18 protein-coding genes and 1 pseudogene are annotated in these 13,922 nt (G+C 43.6%); 8 read left to right on the forward strand and 11 right to left on the reverse strand.

Features of this window, described 5'->3' with window-relative positions; all coding sequences use genetic code 11:
• Positions 1-426 precede the first annotated feature (426 nt).
• On the forward strand, positions 427-687 hold the full coding sequence (locus WC496_10550; protein ID MFA5293460.1) for a hypothetical protein: 261 nt from the start codon (positions 427-429) through the stop codon (positions 685-687).
• 17 nt (positions 688-704) lie between these two features.
• Here WC496_10550 and WC496_10555 read toward each other — a convergent pair whose 3' ends face one another.
• Genes WC496_10555 through WC496_10565 form a run of 3 tightly spaced genes read right to left on the reverse strand, consistent with a single transcriptional unit; the run spans position 705 to position 2,834 of the window.
• The gene (locus tag WC496_10555) at positions 705-1,718 is read right to left on the reverse strand and encodes a hypothetical protein (protein ID MFA5293461.1); all 1,014 of its coding nucleotides are present in this window, start codon (positions 1,716-1,718) and stop codon (positions 705-707) included.
• Between the two features lie 4 nt (positions 1,719-1,722).
• The gene (gene cdaA / locus WC496_10560) at positions 1,723-2,574 is read right to left on the reverse strand and encodes a diadenylate cyclase CdaA (protein MFA5293462.1); all 852 of its coding nucleotides are present in this window, start codon (positions 2,572-2,574) and stop codon (positions 1,723-1,725) included.
• A 44-nt stretch (positions 2,575-2,618) separates the two neighbouring features.
• Entirely contained in the window at positions 2,619-2,834 is a 216-nt protein-coding gene (locus WC496_10565) for a hypothetical protein (protein MFA5293463.1), read from the reverse strand.
• Between the two features lie 268 nt (positions 2,835-3,102).
• On the opposite strand from WC496_10565, the gene WC496_10570 reads away from it, so the two are divergent.
• From WC496_10570 to WC496_10595, 6 genes and pseudogenes are all read left to right on the forward strand, one after another.
• Complete coding sequence (locus WC496_10570; GenBank protein MFA5293464.1) at positions 3,103-3,516, forward strand: thioesterase family protein; 414 nt, start codon at positions 3,103-3,105, stop codon at positions 3,514-3,516.
• 36 nt (positions 3,517-3,552) lie between these two features.
• A complete protein-coding gene (locus tag WC496_10575; GenBank protein ID MFA5293465.1) occupies positions 3,553-4,077 on the forward strand; it encodes a hypothetical protein in 525 nt (174 codons plus the stop codon).
• 524 nt (positions 4,078-4,601) lie between these two features.
• A complete protein-coding gene (locus tag WC496_10580; GenBank protein ID MFA5293466.1) occupies positions 4,602-5,336 on the forward strand; it encodes a hypothetical protein in 735 nt (244 codons plus the stop codon).
• 139 nt (positions 5,337-5,475) lie between these two features.
• Entirely contained in the window at positions 5,476-6,042 is a 567-nt protein-coding gene (locus WC496_10585; GenBank protein ID MFA5293467.1) for a hypothetical protein, read from the forward strand.
• 355 nt (positions 6,043-6,397) lie between these two features.
• Entirely contained in the window at positions 6,398-6,967 is a 570-nt protein-coding gene (locus tag WC496_10590; GenBank protein ID MFA5293468.1) for a four helix bundle suffix domain-containing protein, read from the forward strand.
• A pseudogene (locus tag WC496_10595) lies at positions 6,939-7,079 on the forward strand (DNA methyltransferase). Before WC496_10590 ends, WC496_10595 begins: the two are co-directional and overlap by 29 nt.
• A gap of 270 nt (positions 7,080-7,349) precedes the next feature.
• Here the strand turns inward: WC496_10595 and WC496_10600 are convergent.
• Positions 7,350-7,910 (reverse strand): AP2 domain-containing protein, encoded by a 561-nt coding sequence (locus WC496_10600; protein MFA5293469.1) that lies wholly within the window; start codon positions 7,908-7,910, stop codon positions 7,350-7,352.
• A gap of 389 nt (positions 7,911-8,299) precedes the next feature.
• Here WC496_10600 and WC496_10605 point away from each other — a divergent pair, with 389 nt between their 5' ends.
• On the forward strand, positions 8,300-9,484 hold the full coding sequence (locus WC496_10605; GenBank protein ID MFA5293470.1) for a hypothetical protein: 1,185 nt from the start codon (positions 8,300-8,302) through the stop codon (positions 9,482-9,484).
• 8 nt (positions 9,485-9,492) lie between these two features.
• Here WC496_10605 and trpC read toward each other — a convergent pair whose 3' ends face one another.
• The 7 genes from trpC to WC496_10640 form a co-directional block, all read right to left on the reverse strand.
• A complete protein-coding gene (gene trpC, locus WC496_10610; protein ID MFA5293471.1) occupies positions 9,493-10,302 on the reverse strand; it encodes an indole-3-glycerol phosphate synthase TrpC in 810 nt (269 codons plus the stop codon).
• A gap of 4 nt (positions 10,303-10,306) precedes the next feature.
• Positions 10,307-10,678, reverse strand: coding sequence for a DUF1844 domain-containing protein (locus tag WC496_10615; GenBank protein MFA5293472.1), 372 nt, complete (start codon positions 10,676-10,678; stop codon positions 10,307-10,309).
• 52 nt (positions 10,679-10,730) lie between these two features.
• The gene (locus WC496_10620; GenBank protein MFA5293473.1) at positions 10,731-11,159 is read right to left on the reverse strand and encodes a hypothetical protein; all 429 of its coding nucleotides are present in this window, start codon (positions 11,157-11,159) and stop codon (positions 10,731-10,733) included.
• A 109-nt stretch (positions 11,160-11,268) separates the two neighbouring features.
• Complete coding sequence (gene smpB, locus WC496_10625; GenBank protein MFA5293474.1) at positions 11,269-11,748, reverse strand: SsrA-binding protein SmpB; 480 nt, start codon at positions 11,746-11,748, stop codon at positions 11,269-11,271.
• A 23-nt stretch (positions 11,749-11,771) separates the two neighbouring features.
• Entirely contained in the window at positions 11,772-12,746 is a 975-nt protein-coding gene (locus tag WC496_10630) for a tRNA-dihydrouridine synthase family protein (protein ID MFA5293475.1), read from the reverse strand.
• A complete protein-coding gene (locus WC496_10635; protein ID MFA5293476.1) occupies positions 12,747-13,280 on the reverse strand; it encodes a hypothetical protein in 534 nt (177 codons plus the stop codon).
• Between the two features lie 72 nt (positions 13,281-13,352).
• Positions 13,353-13,862 carry a hypothetical protein gene (locus WC496_10640; GenBank protein MFA5293477.1) on the reverse strand — a complete coding sequence of 170 codons (510 nt, stop codon included), beginning with the start codon at positions 13,860-13,862 and terminating at the stop codon, positions 13,353-13,355.
• Positions 13,863-13,922 lie beyond the last annotated feature (60 nt).

The raw sequence follows: 13,922 nt of genomic DNA on the forward strand, positions 1-13,922 counted from the left end.
GGAAGAAAATTATGCCGGAGTTTACGGCGAAGAGATGACTTGGTTGAAAACCATAAAAGCGGTTCGATAAACGATTTAAAAATAATAGAAAAATATATTTGACTGGAAGCACGCTTTCAGAGATGACTCGATACTCCATATTCGTAAGACGAGGCTGGTCGATGAGTAAAAAAACCTCACCTTGCGATGAATTGTCTATTTTATGCAACATCTCTGCAAATTTCGCAAAGAACTCAATCTCAATGATTGCCCCTGAAATTTCGCCTCACGGAACAAAAACACCGTTTTTTAAGGCTGCTGACCGGCAAAATTTTGCTCGTCCGATAATGGCACATATTTTGCAGACCTGCAATATACAAGGACACATTGTAATCGCAGTAAGCCCGAAGAAGAAGTTTATCTGCCTATGGCGGAATAATGGAGGATATGAAAATGGACATCTCTGCTGTTGAAACCAAACTCAATGAGCTTTTAAATGAAATCTCAGACATACCTGCCGGCCGGGGCAAAAAACTTTTACTGCTTACACAAAAAACAAAGTCTATCGACCCGAAGCCGAAAATTGAAACCATCGATGAATCCATAGACCATCTCCGCCTGATTATAAAGTATCTGCTTTTTGATGTAGAGGCCACACGCCGGGAAAACTCATATCTTCGAAAAATGCTCGAAGGCCGGGAAGATTAACGCGAATTTTCGGCCATTTATTCCGCTGCGATCGGCGGCTCATTCTGGTCGGCTGCAGGAACAATTTTAAACCTTGCCTCTGCCGGGTCGCCTTTGAGCCGAATCCTGTCTTCGCGAACGTACTGTACGGGAAAATTATAAATTATCTGCCGCGTTATTTCAGGTTTGCCCAAATCATCGTCCTGAACTTCAAGCAGCACTTCGAACTGTTTCTGTTCGTATGCGTCCTTGGCCTCAGGTGTCGCCAGTATCGGAATACTGCCGACTTCGGGACGTTTGATGAATTCCACTTTATATCCGCCGGCAAGATTCGCGCTGAATATATATCCGAGTGTGCCGCGAATCGTGTACTGTTTCATATCCTCGCCGGTCACAGGAAGCTCAATCTTAACCGTAGTATCGGAATATCTGGTCTCGCCTTTGGCAAGTTCTATATAAGGATTTTTGCTGATTATTCCCCCGCGAGCCTGTTTTTTCTCAGCGGTTGAAGCCAGTTTTACTTTTGCTCCGGCTACCGTATCCGGCGATAACATAGTAATAATATCAGGTGTTATTTTTGCCGCCGGTATTTCGGTATCCGTCTCATCGACACATTTTATTGGAAGTGTTTTTTCCTTAAGCGCAACCACTTTTATTTTTTGCAGCTTGTCGGGCTTTGCCGCCTTGACCGCAAGTCCGTACTCGCGAATCTTGTCGCTTTCAGCGAGAAATCTTCTTACGTCAGGCAGACTGTACTCGCCTTCTGCGGTCATATTCTGTTTTTCAGCATCGAATACGATATCGAGTTTTTCCCTGCCGGCGTTCATTCTACTGATAAGCTCTCCTACTTTTCTTGCCGGCCCTCTGAAATCGGCTTTTATTTGTATATCGGATTTATCTTCGATGGTTACCCACAGCCGGGGATTGGCCTTGCTGACGGTTATAGTTACAGTCTGGTCGGTAAGGTCTTTATCGAGGGACAAATCGGCCCACACCCATATCAGGCAGGTTATAAATATTACAAGGATTGCTTTTTTAAGTTTTGCTAACATAGCTCTACATTTCTTTGCTCAAAGAGTCAGTCTTTCTCCGCAGCTTCGCTGTAATGGGGCCGGCGTCAATTATTATATTTGTCAGTCTTTTACGCAATTCTTCTTCGGTTATATGACGGTCGAGTTTGCCGTTTTCAGCTATGCTTACGATTCCTGTTTCTTCGCTGACCACTACGGCCACCGCGTCGCTGCCTGTCGTTATGCCCACTGCGGCCCTGTGTCTTGAGCCGAGCGAGCCTTTTATAACACCGACTTCCGCCAGCGGAAGCTGGACTCGTGCCGCAACTATTCTGTCTCCATGTATTATTACCGCCAAATCGTGCAGCGCCGAACCAGGATAGAATATTGTTTCGAGCAGGGCGGCCTTGACTTTGGCGTCAAATTTTACCCCTGTTTCGGTAAATTCGCCCAGGGCGACTTGTCTTTCGAGAACGATAATTGCTCCGGTCTTCTTTTCGGAAAGGTTGGTAACTGCGCCTATAATTTCCTCTACTGTCTGTGAAAGTTGTTGATGTGACGAACTGCCGAAGCTGCCGGCCTGTCCTATTTTAATAAGCATTCTCCTGATTTCAGGCTGGAATGCCGCCACTGCGAGAATCAAAACGAGGATAAGGAAGGTGCTGTATAGATATTGCAGTCTTTCGAATTCGAAGCTGCCTATTAGAAGTTTAAGAATCATCGACCCGGCGAGCAGCAGAATAATTACTCCCCTGAACAAACGCTCGCCTCGTGTGCCTTCGAGGAAATTTACCGCCCAGTAAACAACAAGCCCTATCAATAAAAGCTCGATGAAAACTATCAACGGATTATAAGTTGCGATACGGTTGAAATATTCGATAATCGCGTCCAGCCACATTTGTGAAGCAAATTCCTTTTAGCTTTTCTGCTCTGGTTACCGTTTTACCTTATAGTATATTCAGAAAGTCTGCTTGGTCTGTCCTGCTGGAAAATCGAGTCGACATCGTCAATCATCATTGTTCCATTCAGCCTAAGCTGTCTCGAATGGTCGTCACTCCGCTCAGCAGCAGTCTCACCCATACCATGACAGCCGACAATCGATACCGCAAACGCAGTCAACATCAGCACAAGCAAAATACCTGGCAAAAATCTTCTCATTTGTCCTGCCCCAATCTCTAAATTAAACTTAAGTTCGGTACTAAACAAAGTTTACTAAATATAAGCTACTTTGTACAGCCATATTTTAACAGATTTCAGCTTAAATGTCAATTTAGGCAAACTTTGAATATTAAATTTTATTTCCCGCTATTTTAACTCCTGTAAAGTCCTGTTTTTTGATATTTTGCCTATTTTTTACCGGACTTTACAGGTATTTTGTCTATTGTTCCTTGAATTTTTTAAGAAATTTGCTAATCTCTGCAAAGTTATGGAATTTCCAGAAAAAACAACTATTCAGTCCTGTACGATAACGGTTATTCCGCGATATTGCGAGACCGACCAGGCGGGCGTGGTTCATCACGGCGTTTTCCCAATCTATTTCGAGATGGGCAGAACCGAACTTCTCCGCGCCAACGGCCTTGCTTACAAAGACCTCGAACGTGAAGGTTTTTATATGGTCGTCGCGGAACTGCACGTCAAATACCGCAGGCCGGCATACTATGATGAAAAACTGGATTTGATTACCGAATGTACAAAAGTATCCGCCGCGAAAATCGAGCATAGCTATAAATTGATTCGTCCCGGCGTGGGGCTGCTGCTTGCCGAAGGCTGGAGCATCCTTGCCTGCGTAGATGATAACGGTAAACCAAAACGTGTGCCGGAATTTATGTATCCGGGCTGAAACAGAAAAAGAGAATCTATTTAGAAGGAGAATAATATGACTAATATCGAGGTGTACAAAAAATCTTACGAACCAAAGGAAGTCATCAGCCAGGCAAATAAGGCATGCGGCTGGTTTGCTGCAATCGCCGCGTTTTCGCTGGTCAACTCTCTATTAATATTTTTTAAGAGCGAGACAACTTTTGTAATCGGACTCGGCATAACTATGATTGTGGACGGTATTATAGCAGTCGCCCGCGAAGAATCTGCTCCTGCAATGGCGAATTTTTTTACTGTTATCGGATTCCTGATAAATCTTATTCTAATCGGCGTTTTCGCCCTTATCTGGTTCTTGTCCAAACGTGGAAGTAAAATTGCTTATATTATAGGTATGATATTGTATTTGCTCGATGGTCTTCTTTTCATTCTCTTTAAGGACTGGTTTGGCGTCGCGTTTCACGCGTTCTTTTTGTATATGCTCATCGGCGGCTGGGGCTTTATAAAGGCAAAGGCAAATGCGGAAAGTCTCTTAGCGGCCGATGCAGCCAATCCGCTGCGAAAATCGAGCATAGTTATAAATTGATTCGTCCCGGCGTAGGACTGCTGCTGGCCGAAGGCTGGAGCATCCTTGCCTGCGTAGATGATAACGGCAAACCGAAACGTGTACCGGAATTTATGTACCCGGATGAATAGCCATCCGCCGTCGCTAATCCTCCGTCGCACTATGTGCTATGTAGGGCAGGCGAGCTATGGCGGACAGGCTCCGACACGAAGAAGAAAAGGAGTTTTGATTATTAACCACGGATTTCGCGGATTTGCACGGAGAGGTATTTGTTTTAACGGCAATAATAATTGCCAATAATTCAATAGCGTCAGTCCTTGCTTACAAGTAAACTTGACGCCGGCTTGACGCTTTGAATTTTCACCCAACGAGTGGGCAAAGCCTTTGTTAAAACAAAAAAATATCGTGAGGCAACAATTGAGTATTGAGAGAAAAAACCGCCGAAGGCGGACAAAAATTGAGGAAATAAAGGATTGGCAGAAAGTAGAGCAGGTGAGCAGGAGAACCGGAAAAAATTATAACAGGAAATCGAGGATTTTAGAATAATGGCAAAAACGCCTGAGATGATATTGCAACTCGTACGGTTTTCGGGAGGCAGGTCGCAATTAGAGGGACTTAATAGCTCGTTGTGGTTTCAGGATTTAGATGACGTAATTAGAAATCCTTATGATTACGAAAATCAAAGACTATTTATTAAAGAGGCAACGTGGATATTAAATAAAATTTATTCGCTTTATGATAAATATCAACTTAAATTTCATATGGACGATATATCCTTAAAAAAGTGCGTATGGATGTTGCAGATTGACGCACTTGACACATTAAGAGATTGTATTTTTTTGATAGAGCAAAATAAACATAGAATTGTTGGAAAGATGTTTCGAGATATTGTTGAGACTTTAGATTTTGCGTATTTGATTCGCAAAGATACTAAAAAACATTTGAATAAATGGTTTAACGGTAAAGAAATTAAGCATGCTGAGTATAGAAACTATGTCAAAAAGATAAAAGGTGTTAAGAAGAAAAAAGAAGCGGACAAGTTGTATCATGAGCTATCAAATTTTACACATCATACTTATTATGCATTAAAAAATTCTTACTCATTGGGCGGAGATAATATGATGGTATATGATAGCCATGCACCAGATATGTTAGTATTGCCAGAAACAATTTCGCAGTACTTGTGGATGATAAGTTTTTTAATAAAAAAGTTTATAAAAGAAATGGAAGATTCAAAAATATTTAATGACGGGGAATTTATTACCCACGGTGGAGAATAGTGGTAAGCGGTAAGGGAGAAGGATTAATAATAAATCTACGCAGTCGGCAGGTTGAAGCAACAGGCAGGCAGATTGATAAACTTGTATATGAATTGTATGGACTAACGGAAGAAGAAATAAAAATTGTTGAGGTATTACTATGAAAAAATGTATCTTGATATTGTGTTTATTTGGTTTTCTTTTAGTAACTGGATGCAGGCAAAAAAAAGAAATTCAATTAACGCCAGACACTTTTCCAGAATTTTGTAAACTTAAATTCACTAAAGTTTATATTTCCACTGGTACCAGACGTGGTGGTTATGAATATTACATTGATGACCCTAAAAAAGTTGAGGTTATTAAATTGTGTCTTCAAAGAGCAAAACATATGAAATTCGATTTAGAACGATTGTCAAAAATGAGGGAAACCCAAAAAAACGAAAATTTAGAAATGCTGATTTTTGAAACCAGAAATACAATGTATAGCTTGCAGTTTTGCTGGAACGATGAATTTGTTTATGGATTCTGGTGGGAGTCAGCACCTCTGCTGAAGGTTTTTGAGAAATGGCAGTTGTTTGAAGAATTATCCAAAGCGGATCCCGCCTGGCCAGTGTTCACTCTCAATTACCCAACAGATACGAATACATTCCGGTTGCCTCCATATGATAGAAATGAACCGAATAATAAATCAATAGAACCAAACGAATCGATAGGGTTAATGCTCTAAATTGTGGGCAAACTGATGAAGAAGTCAGAAATTCTATGACTGAAAGAGAATACCTCAAATTTAGAAAATCTATCGAAGAATCCGCCGAATAAATCGGCGGGCTTTCGGATAAAATTATAATTATTTGGGGGATTGCGATTTGTCAGGAAAGTTCAGGGAAGCCCCGATGAGATAGCCGAAGCGGGGAATAGGCGAACAGGAGAACAGGTGAGCAGGAGGAACGGATTTAAAATTTGAAAGTTCAGATTTGAGAAATAAACCCTGCCATAGTGATGGCAGGGCTAACCATGACGTAATTATTTTTGGATCCCTACCTTCGCAGGGACAGGTTTTGCGATTTATCGGGAAAGTTAAAATGGAAGAAATAAACAGGGCGATAAAGCCGCATGGAGGATACCGAAAGCTGCGAAGTTTTCAGACAGCTCAAATAGTTTATGACGAGACAGTAATTTTCTGTAACAGATTTATTGAAAGAATGTCGCGCACGCGCGACCAGATGGTTCAAGCGGCACGAAGCGGCGTACAGAACATTGCCGAAGGCAGTATGGCTTCGGCAACATCAAAGAAAATGGAGTTGAAATTGACGGGGGTGGCGCGCGCCAGCCTGGAAGAACTGCTGTTGGATTACGAAGACTTCCTTCGGCAGCGAAGTCTAAGAATGTGGCTGAAAGATTCGCCTGAAGCACTGGCGGTTAGGGAATTTTATAAGTCGGACGGGTCAGACAGGTCGGACAAGTCGGACAGATTTGATATTAAAACAGCTAATGCAGAAACATCTGCTAATACCCTTATCTGTTTGATTAACCAGGCGAGTTTTCTTTTGGGACGGCAAATCCAGAAGCTGGAACAGTCTTTTTTGAACGATGGCGGATTCTCGGAGCGTCTATACCAGATGCGCAGTCAAACACGGCGGCATAATTCTTAACGCTTTTATGGGTTCCGGAACAACAGGAGTAGTCGCTAAACAATTAGGCAGGAATTTTATTGGTATTGAAATTGACCAATCTTATTTTGATATAGCAACTCAAAGAATAGATAATACTTCAAGAGAACAAAGTCTGTTTGTAACACCTCTATCAAAGAGTAAAGCTATACATTGCCAACTTAGCCTTTCATAAACTATTGTACCTTATCAAAAAATGAAAGTGTTATATCGGTACAAAACCCCAGTTAGATAGGACTTTGACCCATCGAATAAACCTGGGGGCTAAATTGGTGCGGGATAAAAACCCCCGGTAAAACCGGGGGCTAAATATTTTTGAACGACGAACCCTGCCAAGGTATTGGCAGGGCTAATCACGACATAATTATTTTTGGATTTGCGATTTATCTGGAAAGTTCAGCGAAGCAAATTTCCCAAAATACAGTTGTGCGGCATTGTCATAGGCTCTTGCGGCTTGCTCTTCTGTTTCGAATCTGCCTAAATATATACGCTTGCCATTATGGGTTATATATGCCCGCCATAGATTTTTATCGCTGTCGTAAGAGACGCCTTTGTATTTTGAGCTGCAAGGTCTTAACACTTTTCTGACGTTGCAGGCGTTTTGTCTGGGTGTAGCAATTCTTAAATTCGCTTTTCTGTTGTCCAGGCCGTTATGATTTTCATGGTCAACGAAATATCCTTGGGGAGGGCGCATAATCTGCTGGTGCATAGCAATTGTCGTCTGTCTGCCGTTTTTGAGGCCATAACGTTTGGCATAAAAAGTGTCGCGCTTCGGGATGGCATACCAGTTATGTTTATTAAGCTTTTCAAAATCTTCGACATCTACGATTGCATATTGGCCACGAGACAGACGAATCCGCCTAAAAGGATAGCCGTAACGCAGTCGCCTGTAAAAAATCGCAATGGCAATGAGCCAATCGGCCAATGGCGGATGGATTACAAAGTCAAATTTAATGGGAATTATAATTTTGATGGGACACCTCTATAAAGAATTGAAGATTATTACGATCAAACCCTAAATCCTAAACCCTAAGCACTAAACAAATTCAAAATACAAAACCTAAATGTTCAAAACCGTGTTGTTTGGGTAATTTTAGATTTTGGTAATTAGGATTTGTTTCCACCGTAAGGCATCCTGCGGAGGATTTAGATATTATGATTTCGGATTTAAGTTAGGTAATCGCCTAACTATGCCGGTATTATACCATATTTTTAACAAAAATCAAGCAAAAAATGGGAAAAACGCGACATAGCTGATGAATGAATGGCAGCAGTTAGGTATAATGAAAAAAACGGTATTAATGAGGAATATTAATGAAAACAGTTTTTTGTTTATCGCTGATAGGCCTATTTTTGTCGGCTGGGCCGGCGGTCGCTGATACTTTTGTCAATACTCAAAACGGCGAGACATATCACGGATTTTTAATCGGCGATTCAAACGCGGGGCTTTCCGATGTCAATACTATTGAAAAAGGAATCATCGAGGTAAACTTAAGCCAGTTCAAAGTAACCCGCGACAGGGCCGGCAGAAACAATACTGTTGCGCTCCTGTCGGTGCCGGACGTAATAATGCTCGGAATGGAAACCAAGGCTTTCGAAGACGCAATCAAACAGGCCGCATCGAAAGGGCCGCTTTTTATTCTTATCGAAATAGATTGTCCCGGCGGTCGCGTCGATTTGGCAATGAGAATGTGTTCGGCCGTTCAGGAAACCACCAACTGCAATACGTACGCCTATATAAAAGGCGGCACCTGCGGCGGGGCGTATTCGGCTGCGGTGGCGCTGTCGCTTTCGTGCGATAAAATTTATATGTCGCCGGGTACGGTTATAGGCGCCGCCACGATGATTTCGGTGAACGATGAAGGTAAGCCTGTGGAAATAAAACAGGCACTCGGCGAAACCGTAGGCGAAAAAATGAGTTCGGGCTGGAGAAATTATCTCGCTTCGCTGGCTTCGGAAAAGAACCGGCCCGCCGTATTGGCAAAAGCGATGGAAAGCAAGGATATCGAGGCTATCGAAATCAACAAAAACGGAAAAAGACTTTTTATAGAGTCGGTAAACAAAAAGCCTGACGATATTGTGGTAAAAACGTGGTCGAAGAAAGATTCGATATTGACGCTTACCGCCGAAGAGGCCGTCGAGTGCGGCATGGCCGACAAACTCTACGCCAACCGGCAGGATTTGCTGGCAGACCACAACGCTCTGTCGGCTCAGATAATTCCCGATGTATCCATGGCAAAGGCCAGAGAGATTTACCAGCGGATAGAAAAAAGTCTCAAACGGATAAACGCTTCGATTGACCTCGGCGTAAAACAGCTTAAGGCTACCAAGTCGCGCGGCCAGGCTCTGAAAGCGATGAGGAATATTATAAACGACGCACAGTTCGTGCTGGGGCTCAAGAGAAAATTCGGGGACGATGTTCCGGTTGACGAGAAGAAGGTTCAGGATTACCTGAACGATGTCAAGGCCGAGTATGACGCGTTGAGAACCGCAAGATAATCTTCGGGCTAATCGAAAAGTTCACTGAACCTGCCGGCGATATCGCCTGCCTTGCAGAGTGTTTCACCGATAAGAATCGCTGTCGCGCCGCATTTTTTTATCTTCTCGATATCCTGCCTTGTTTTTATTCCGCTCTCAGCGACAAGTCCGTTCGTCTGCCCGGCAAGTTCGGCGAGTCTTACTGTCGTATTCAAATCGACCTGCATCGTTTCAAGGTTGCGGTTGTTTATCCCTATCACGCTGTAATGAGCCATTGGAAAACCAATCAGGCTCCTTACCCGCAAAAGCGTCTCCGCGCTGTGCACCTCCAGTAATACCGACAGTGTAAGTTCCGCCGCCAGAATTATTAAATCCAGTATCCTGCCGTCCGTCGGCTCGAACGCCTCGGCTATTAGCAGTATCGCGTCGGCCCCGGCCGCACGTGCTTCGTAAATCTGATATTCGTCGATGATAAAATCTTTCCGCAAAACCGGCAGCGAAACAGCGTCTTTGATTTGCGTCAGATATTCGAGCCTGCCCTGAAAATATTTTTCATCGGTCAGAACACTGATGGCGTCTGCGCCGCAGGACTCGTAAATTTTCGCGATTTTCACAGGGTCGAAATCCGGCCGGATAATCCCCGCTGATGGCGAGGCTTTTTTCACTTCCGCGATAATGTTTATATTCCGCAGATTCGGCTTTGTTACGGCCTTGTGAAAATTCCTGCACCTGGGCAGATTTTTTATCTGCTCTTTGAGATGCTCGATGGAAACAGCTTTTTTCTGCTGTTCTACTTCATTCCGTTTGTGGCCGATTATTTCTTTGAGTATATTTGCCAAGATATTATCCTGCCGCACTGACAAAACCCATTCGAAGCTGGCTTAGCGCTCCGGCCAGGAATTTCTGTTCCTGCTCGGTAAGATTTCCTTTTGTTTTCTGCTCAATCGCTTCGAGCATATCTATATGGAACTTTGCCAGCGGCAAATCCCTTTTCGGCGTTTTGTCGTTTTCGTCGCCTATAAGTCCCATAGCGAAGAACGCCTGTGTCGCCAGCAGGCTGATTAGAGAATTGAAATCACCCGGCGGCAGCGTTTGAGACTCTTTTTGGGGCTTGGGTTCTTCTTTGTCCTTTAGAACCTCTTTTTCCTTCTGCGCCTTGTTCTTCCAGTCTTCGTCAATTATTATTTTCTTTTCCTGTTTTTTTTCTTCTGCCATATTTATCTCCGGATTAAACCACGAATTAACACTAATAAGCACTAATTTTTATTCAGCCTAACTGTGATAACTTTCTACACGACTTATCCCATAAATTTTTTCGCATTTCGAGAGCTGTTTGAAAATAATTGGTTTCATTTGGCGTATCACAAAATAATCTTATTTTTTGCAGTACACCATCAGAAGCATATAAAAGTGAATTATAGTAAAATTCTTTTAACTTTGCAAAAGTGTATTTTTTTATGGTCTCGATATCTTTTGTGCGCGGTACATATGGGTCGTTTAATTCAAATTGATTAATATTTTCTGGATTTAATAAAATCCTCATCCATACCAAAGTGGAGCGATAACGATTCTCTTTGATTTCGTGATTCTTAATATCATATACTTTTCTTTTCTCGAAGATTGCAGTAAAGTATGTTCCTATTAAACTACCAATTCCCAACAAACCCACAATTGAAATAATCGTTTGAATATTCATGCTACACCATAAATTTATTTGTCTCATTGTTAATTCGATGTTCCTTACTTTTCCTATTTAATCGGTGATTAAAATTTTTGTGTAAATTCGTGTTCATTCGTGGTTAATTTCATCTCTTGTATTTTCTCATACTTTTTTTGATATCGCCTTTTTGCTGACGGGCCTTGATTTTTTCCCGTTTGTCGTACTGGCGTTTTCCGGTTGCCAGCGCCAACTCGATTTTCGCATGGCCGGTATCGGAAAAATATATCCGCAGCGGCACAAAAGTAAAACCCTTCTGCCGCAGTTTGCCGTCAATCTTTTTTATCTGCCGCCCATGCAGCAGGAGCTTGCGTTTTCTCAAAGGTTCGTGATTCCTTGCTCCGGCCTGTTCATAAGGTGAGATATTGCAGCCGATTAGCCAGCATTCATTTCCGTCGATTCTTGCGAAAGCGCCTTTCAAATCCGCGCCGCCCCGTCGCAGCGACTTGACTTCACTGCCCAAAAGCACCATGCCGGCCTCTATCTTCTCGATTATCTCATAATCGAAAAAGGCCTTACGGTTATCCATTTTCGGTATATGTTTAATCTTTTTTTCGTCTTTCGCCATAATCGTATAATACCACAACAGGCTTAGGAAACGCCATACCATTTTTTGATTGTATCTCTAAGTTCGGCCTCGTCCTGTGCCATTACAAGCTCCCTGCGGACTTTTCGCGGCTCCTCGTGGCTTCTGCCGTATTGAGAAAGAAATTTTCTGAAGTACCAGACGCATTTTCTGGACTCGTACAGTTCCTTAAGCAGGTCTAAATGTTCGAGTATAATCTGGCCCTGTTCCTTTATGTCCGGCTGGTATATTTCTTCTTTCCCTTCGAGCAATTCTTTTATCTGCCTAAAAATCCATGGTTTTCCTATCGCTCCTCTTGCGATAGCCACACCGTCAATGCCGCTTGTCTTGAGTTTATTGACAATATCGTGTGCCTCGAATAAATCTCCGCTGCCGATGATGGTCGTCGCCGGATATTGTTTTTTCAGTTCAGCCAGAACGTTCCAGTCCGCGCTGCCCCTGAAGTATTGCGAAGTGGTTCTGCCGTGGACAATCAGTCCGTCAATTCCGCCTGCGACGGCGTCGGCGCAAATCTGCAAAAAATCTTCACGGGCCCCGGCGCTCTCATCGAGGCCGATTCTCAGTTTCATCATAAGCGGGCAGGTAACGGCGTCTCTGACTGCGCGGAAAATTTCGAGTATCAGCTTCGGATTGCCGAGCATAGCGCCGCCTCTGCCTCGGCGCAAAACCTTCGGAGCGGGGCAGGCAAAATTCAAATCTATTATATCGTAGCCGGCGGCGAGAAAATTCCGGGCCGCCTGCGCCATTATTTTCGGCTCTGTTCCGAGCAATTGCCCGCCGATTGGATGTTCTTCGTTTCTGAGCCGGTGAAAATCTTTCGCAAGCAGAGGTTTATAACATGCGGATGTATCGAGCATAACGCCGCTGAAGGTCAGTTCGCAGCCGAAACGTCTGGCAAGCGTTCGCATTGCCCGGTCGCTGTAGCCGCTCAGCGATGCCTGCATAACAGGCGTATTAAGTTTTATATTTCCTATTTGCACTTAAGCGGGCTTATCAGAAGTAACGGTTTCTTTTCTTGCGCGTCTCGACTCAGGCTGAGGTCGGGCGGCAAAACAGACAAACGAAACCAGAACAAGTCCGGTCCCGGCGGCAAAGAGGATTACCCTCGACATTTTTAAAGTCGCCCGCTGCAGCCGGGCGGGAATCCGCTCTTGAGAAACCCTCGGATTTTCATCGTCATTCGACCACTCGAGCACGGCCCTGGCCTGGGTAAGTGTATCTGTGGTTATTTCCACAGCCGGCATATTTGGTTCCTCCGGCTTTTGACCCAAATTTGCGGGGACAAGACGCTTTAGCATATTGGGGTCTTTGTTTATCCGGCTAATCAGTTCTTCCTGGTCGCGCATAATCTGTTCTATTTTCCTGTTGTTCTGTTCGGATTGTTTTGTGGCCGCTTTTATTTTGTAAAGATTTTTCCACTCCGGCCCGAGTACCGCCAGCGTTACGGAAAGAATCCCTATCGCGGAAAATAAGGAAAAGAACGCGGCTCTGCTGAATTTTTCAAGTTTTTCCACTACTCTGCTCACCTAAGCAAAAATTACGGATATATAATACTCGGCGATTTTGTAAAATCAAAAGTCAAATTTCTATTTTTCATCGGCAGGTAAATCTTGCTGTCGGCCGGTTTTTTTGGAGGCTTCTTCGGATTTACTAAACCCGCAATTCGGACATCTGTCGATGCAGCCGTCTTCGCTTTGATAGTCGAGGCTGAAACAATTGCCGCATTTTTCACAGGTCGTCGCCGCGTACGCAGATTCCTGTCCGCATTTTGGGCATTTAAAAACCGGCGTCGGAAGTCCCGCCCCGACAGGGCCTTTTTCAAGAAATTCTTTTTGGCTTATCTCAAACTTGCTGCCGCACTGCGGATTTTTACATAAAAGCTGAACCATCCCGCTTGAAACATCCGATTCGCCCGACCTGCCCGGCCGATTTACCACAGCCGCAATAATCACAACTGTAACAATACAGGCCAGCACGATGCAGGCGATGGCGATACCTGTCAAAGTTCTCTTTTTAGCCTTTTTGCTCCGCCATAAGCCGTTCAATATAGGTTTGAGCTTTTTCCATATATTCTTACGTTTGCGCGAAACAGCCATTTTGCCCTTATCCTAAAATAATTCTGTACTTTATGCCACCAAGAGTATAATACTTTTTAG

The sequence above is a fragment of the Phycisphaerae bacterium genome (assembly GCA_041652575.1).
Classification (GTDB): Bacteria; Planctomycetota; Phycisphaerae; order Sedimentisphaerales; family UBA12454; genus UBA12454.

Excerpts from the sequence above, each read along its gene's own strand:
- WC496_10550 (MFA5293460.1), top strand. The coding sequence starts at position 427 with ATGAAAATGGACATCTCTGCTGTTGAAACCAAACTCAATGAGCTTTTA.
- WC496_10605 (MFA5293470.1), top strand. The coding sequence starts at position 8,300 with ATGAAAACAGTTTTTTGTTTATCGCTGATAGGCCTATTTTTGTCGGCT.
- WC496_10615 (MFA5293472.1), bottom strand. The coding sequence starts at position 10,678 with ATGGCAGAAGAAAAAAAACAGGAAAAGAAAATAATAATTGACGAAGAC.
- cdaA (MFA5293462.1), bottom strand. The coding sequence starts at position 2,574 with ATGTGGCTGGACGCGATTATCGAATATTTCAACCGTATCGCAACTTAT.
- WC496_10570 (MFA5293464.1), top strand. The coding sequence starts at position 3,103 with ATGGAATTTCCAGAAAAAACAACTATTCAGTCCTGTACGATAACGGTT.
- WC496_10640 (MFA5293477.1), bottom strand. The coding sequence starts at position 13,862 with ATGGCTGTTTCGCGCAAACGTAAGAATATATGGAAAAAGCTCAAACCT.
- WC496_10575 (MFA5293465.1), top strand. The coding sequence starts at position 3,553 with ATGACTAATATCGAGGTGTACAAAAAATCTTACGAACCAAAGGAAGTC.
- WC496_10620 (MFA5293473.1), bottom strand. The coding sequence starts at position 11,159 with ATGAATATTCAAACGATTATTTCAATTGTGGGTTTGTTGGGAATTGGT.
- WC496_10580 (MFA5293466.1), top strand. The coding sequence starts at position 4,602 with ATGGCAAAAACGCCTGAGATGATATTGCAACTCGTACGGTTTTCGGGA.
- smpB (MFA5293474.1), bottom strand. The coding sequence starts at position 11,748 with ATGGCGAAAGACGAAAAAAAGATTAAACATATACCGAAAATGGATAAC.
- WC496_10555 (MFA5293461.1), bottom strand. The coding sequence starts at position 1,718 with ATGTTAGCAAAACTTAAAAAAGCAATCCTTGTAATATTTATAACCTGC.
- WC496_10590 (MFA5293468.1), top strand. The coding sequence starts at position 6,398 with ATGGAAGAAATAAACAGGGCGATAAAGCCGCATGGAGGATACCGAAAG.
- WC496_10565 (MFA5293463.1), bottom strand. The coding sequence starts at position 2,834 with ATGAGAAGATTTTTGCCAGGTATTTTGCTTGTGCTGATGTTGACTGCG.
- WC496_10585 (MFA5293467.1), top strand. The coding sequence starts at position 5,476 with ATGAAAAAATGTATCTTGATATTGTGTTTATTTGGTTTTCTTTTAGTA.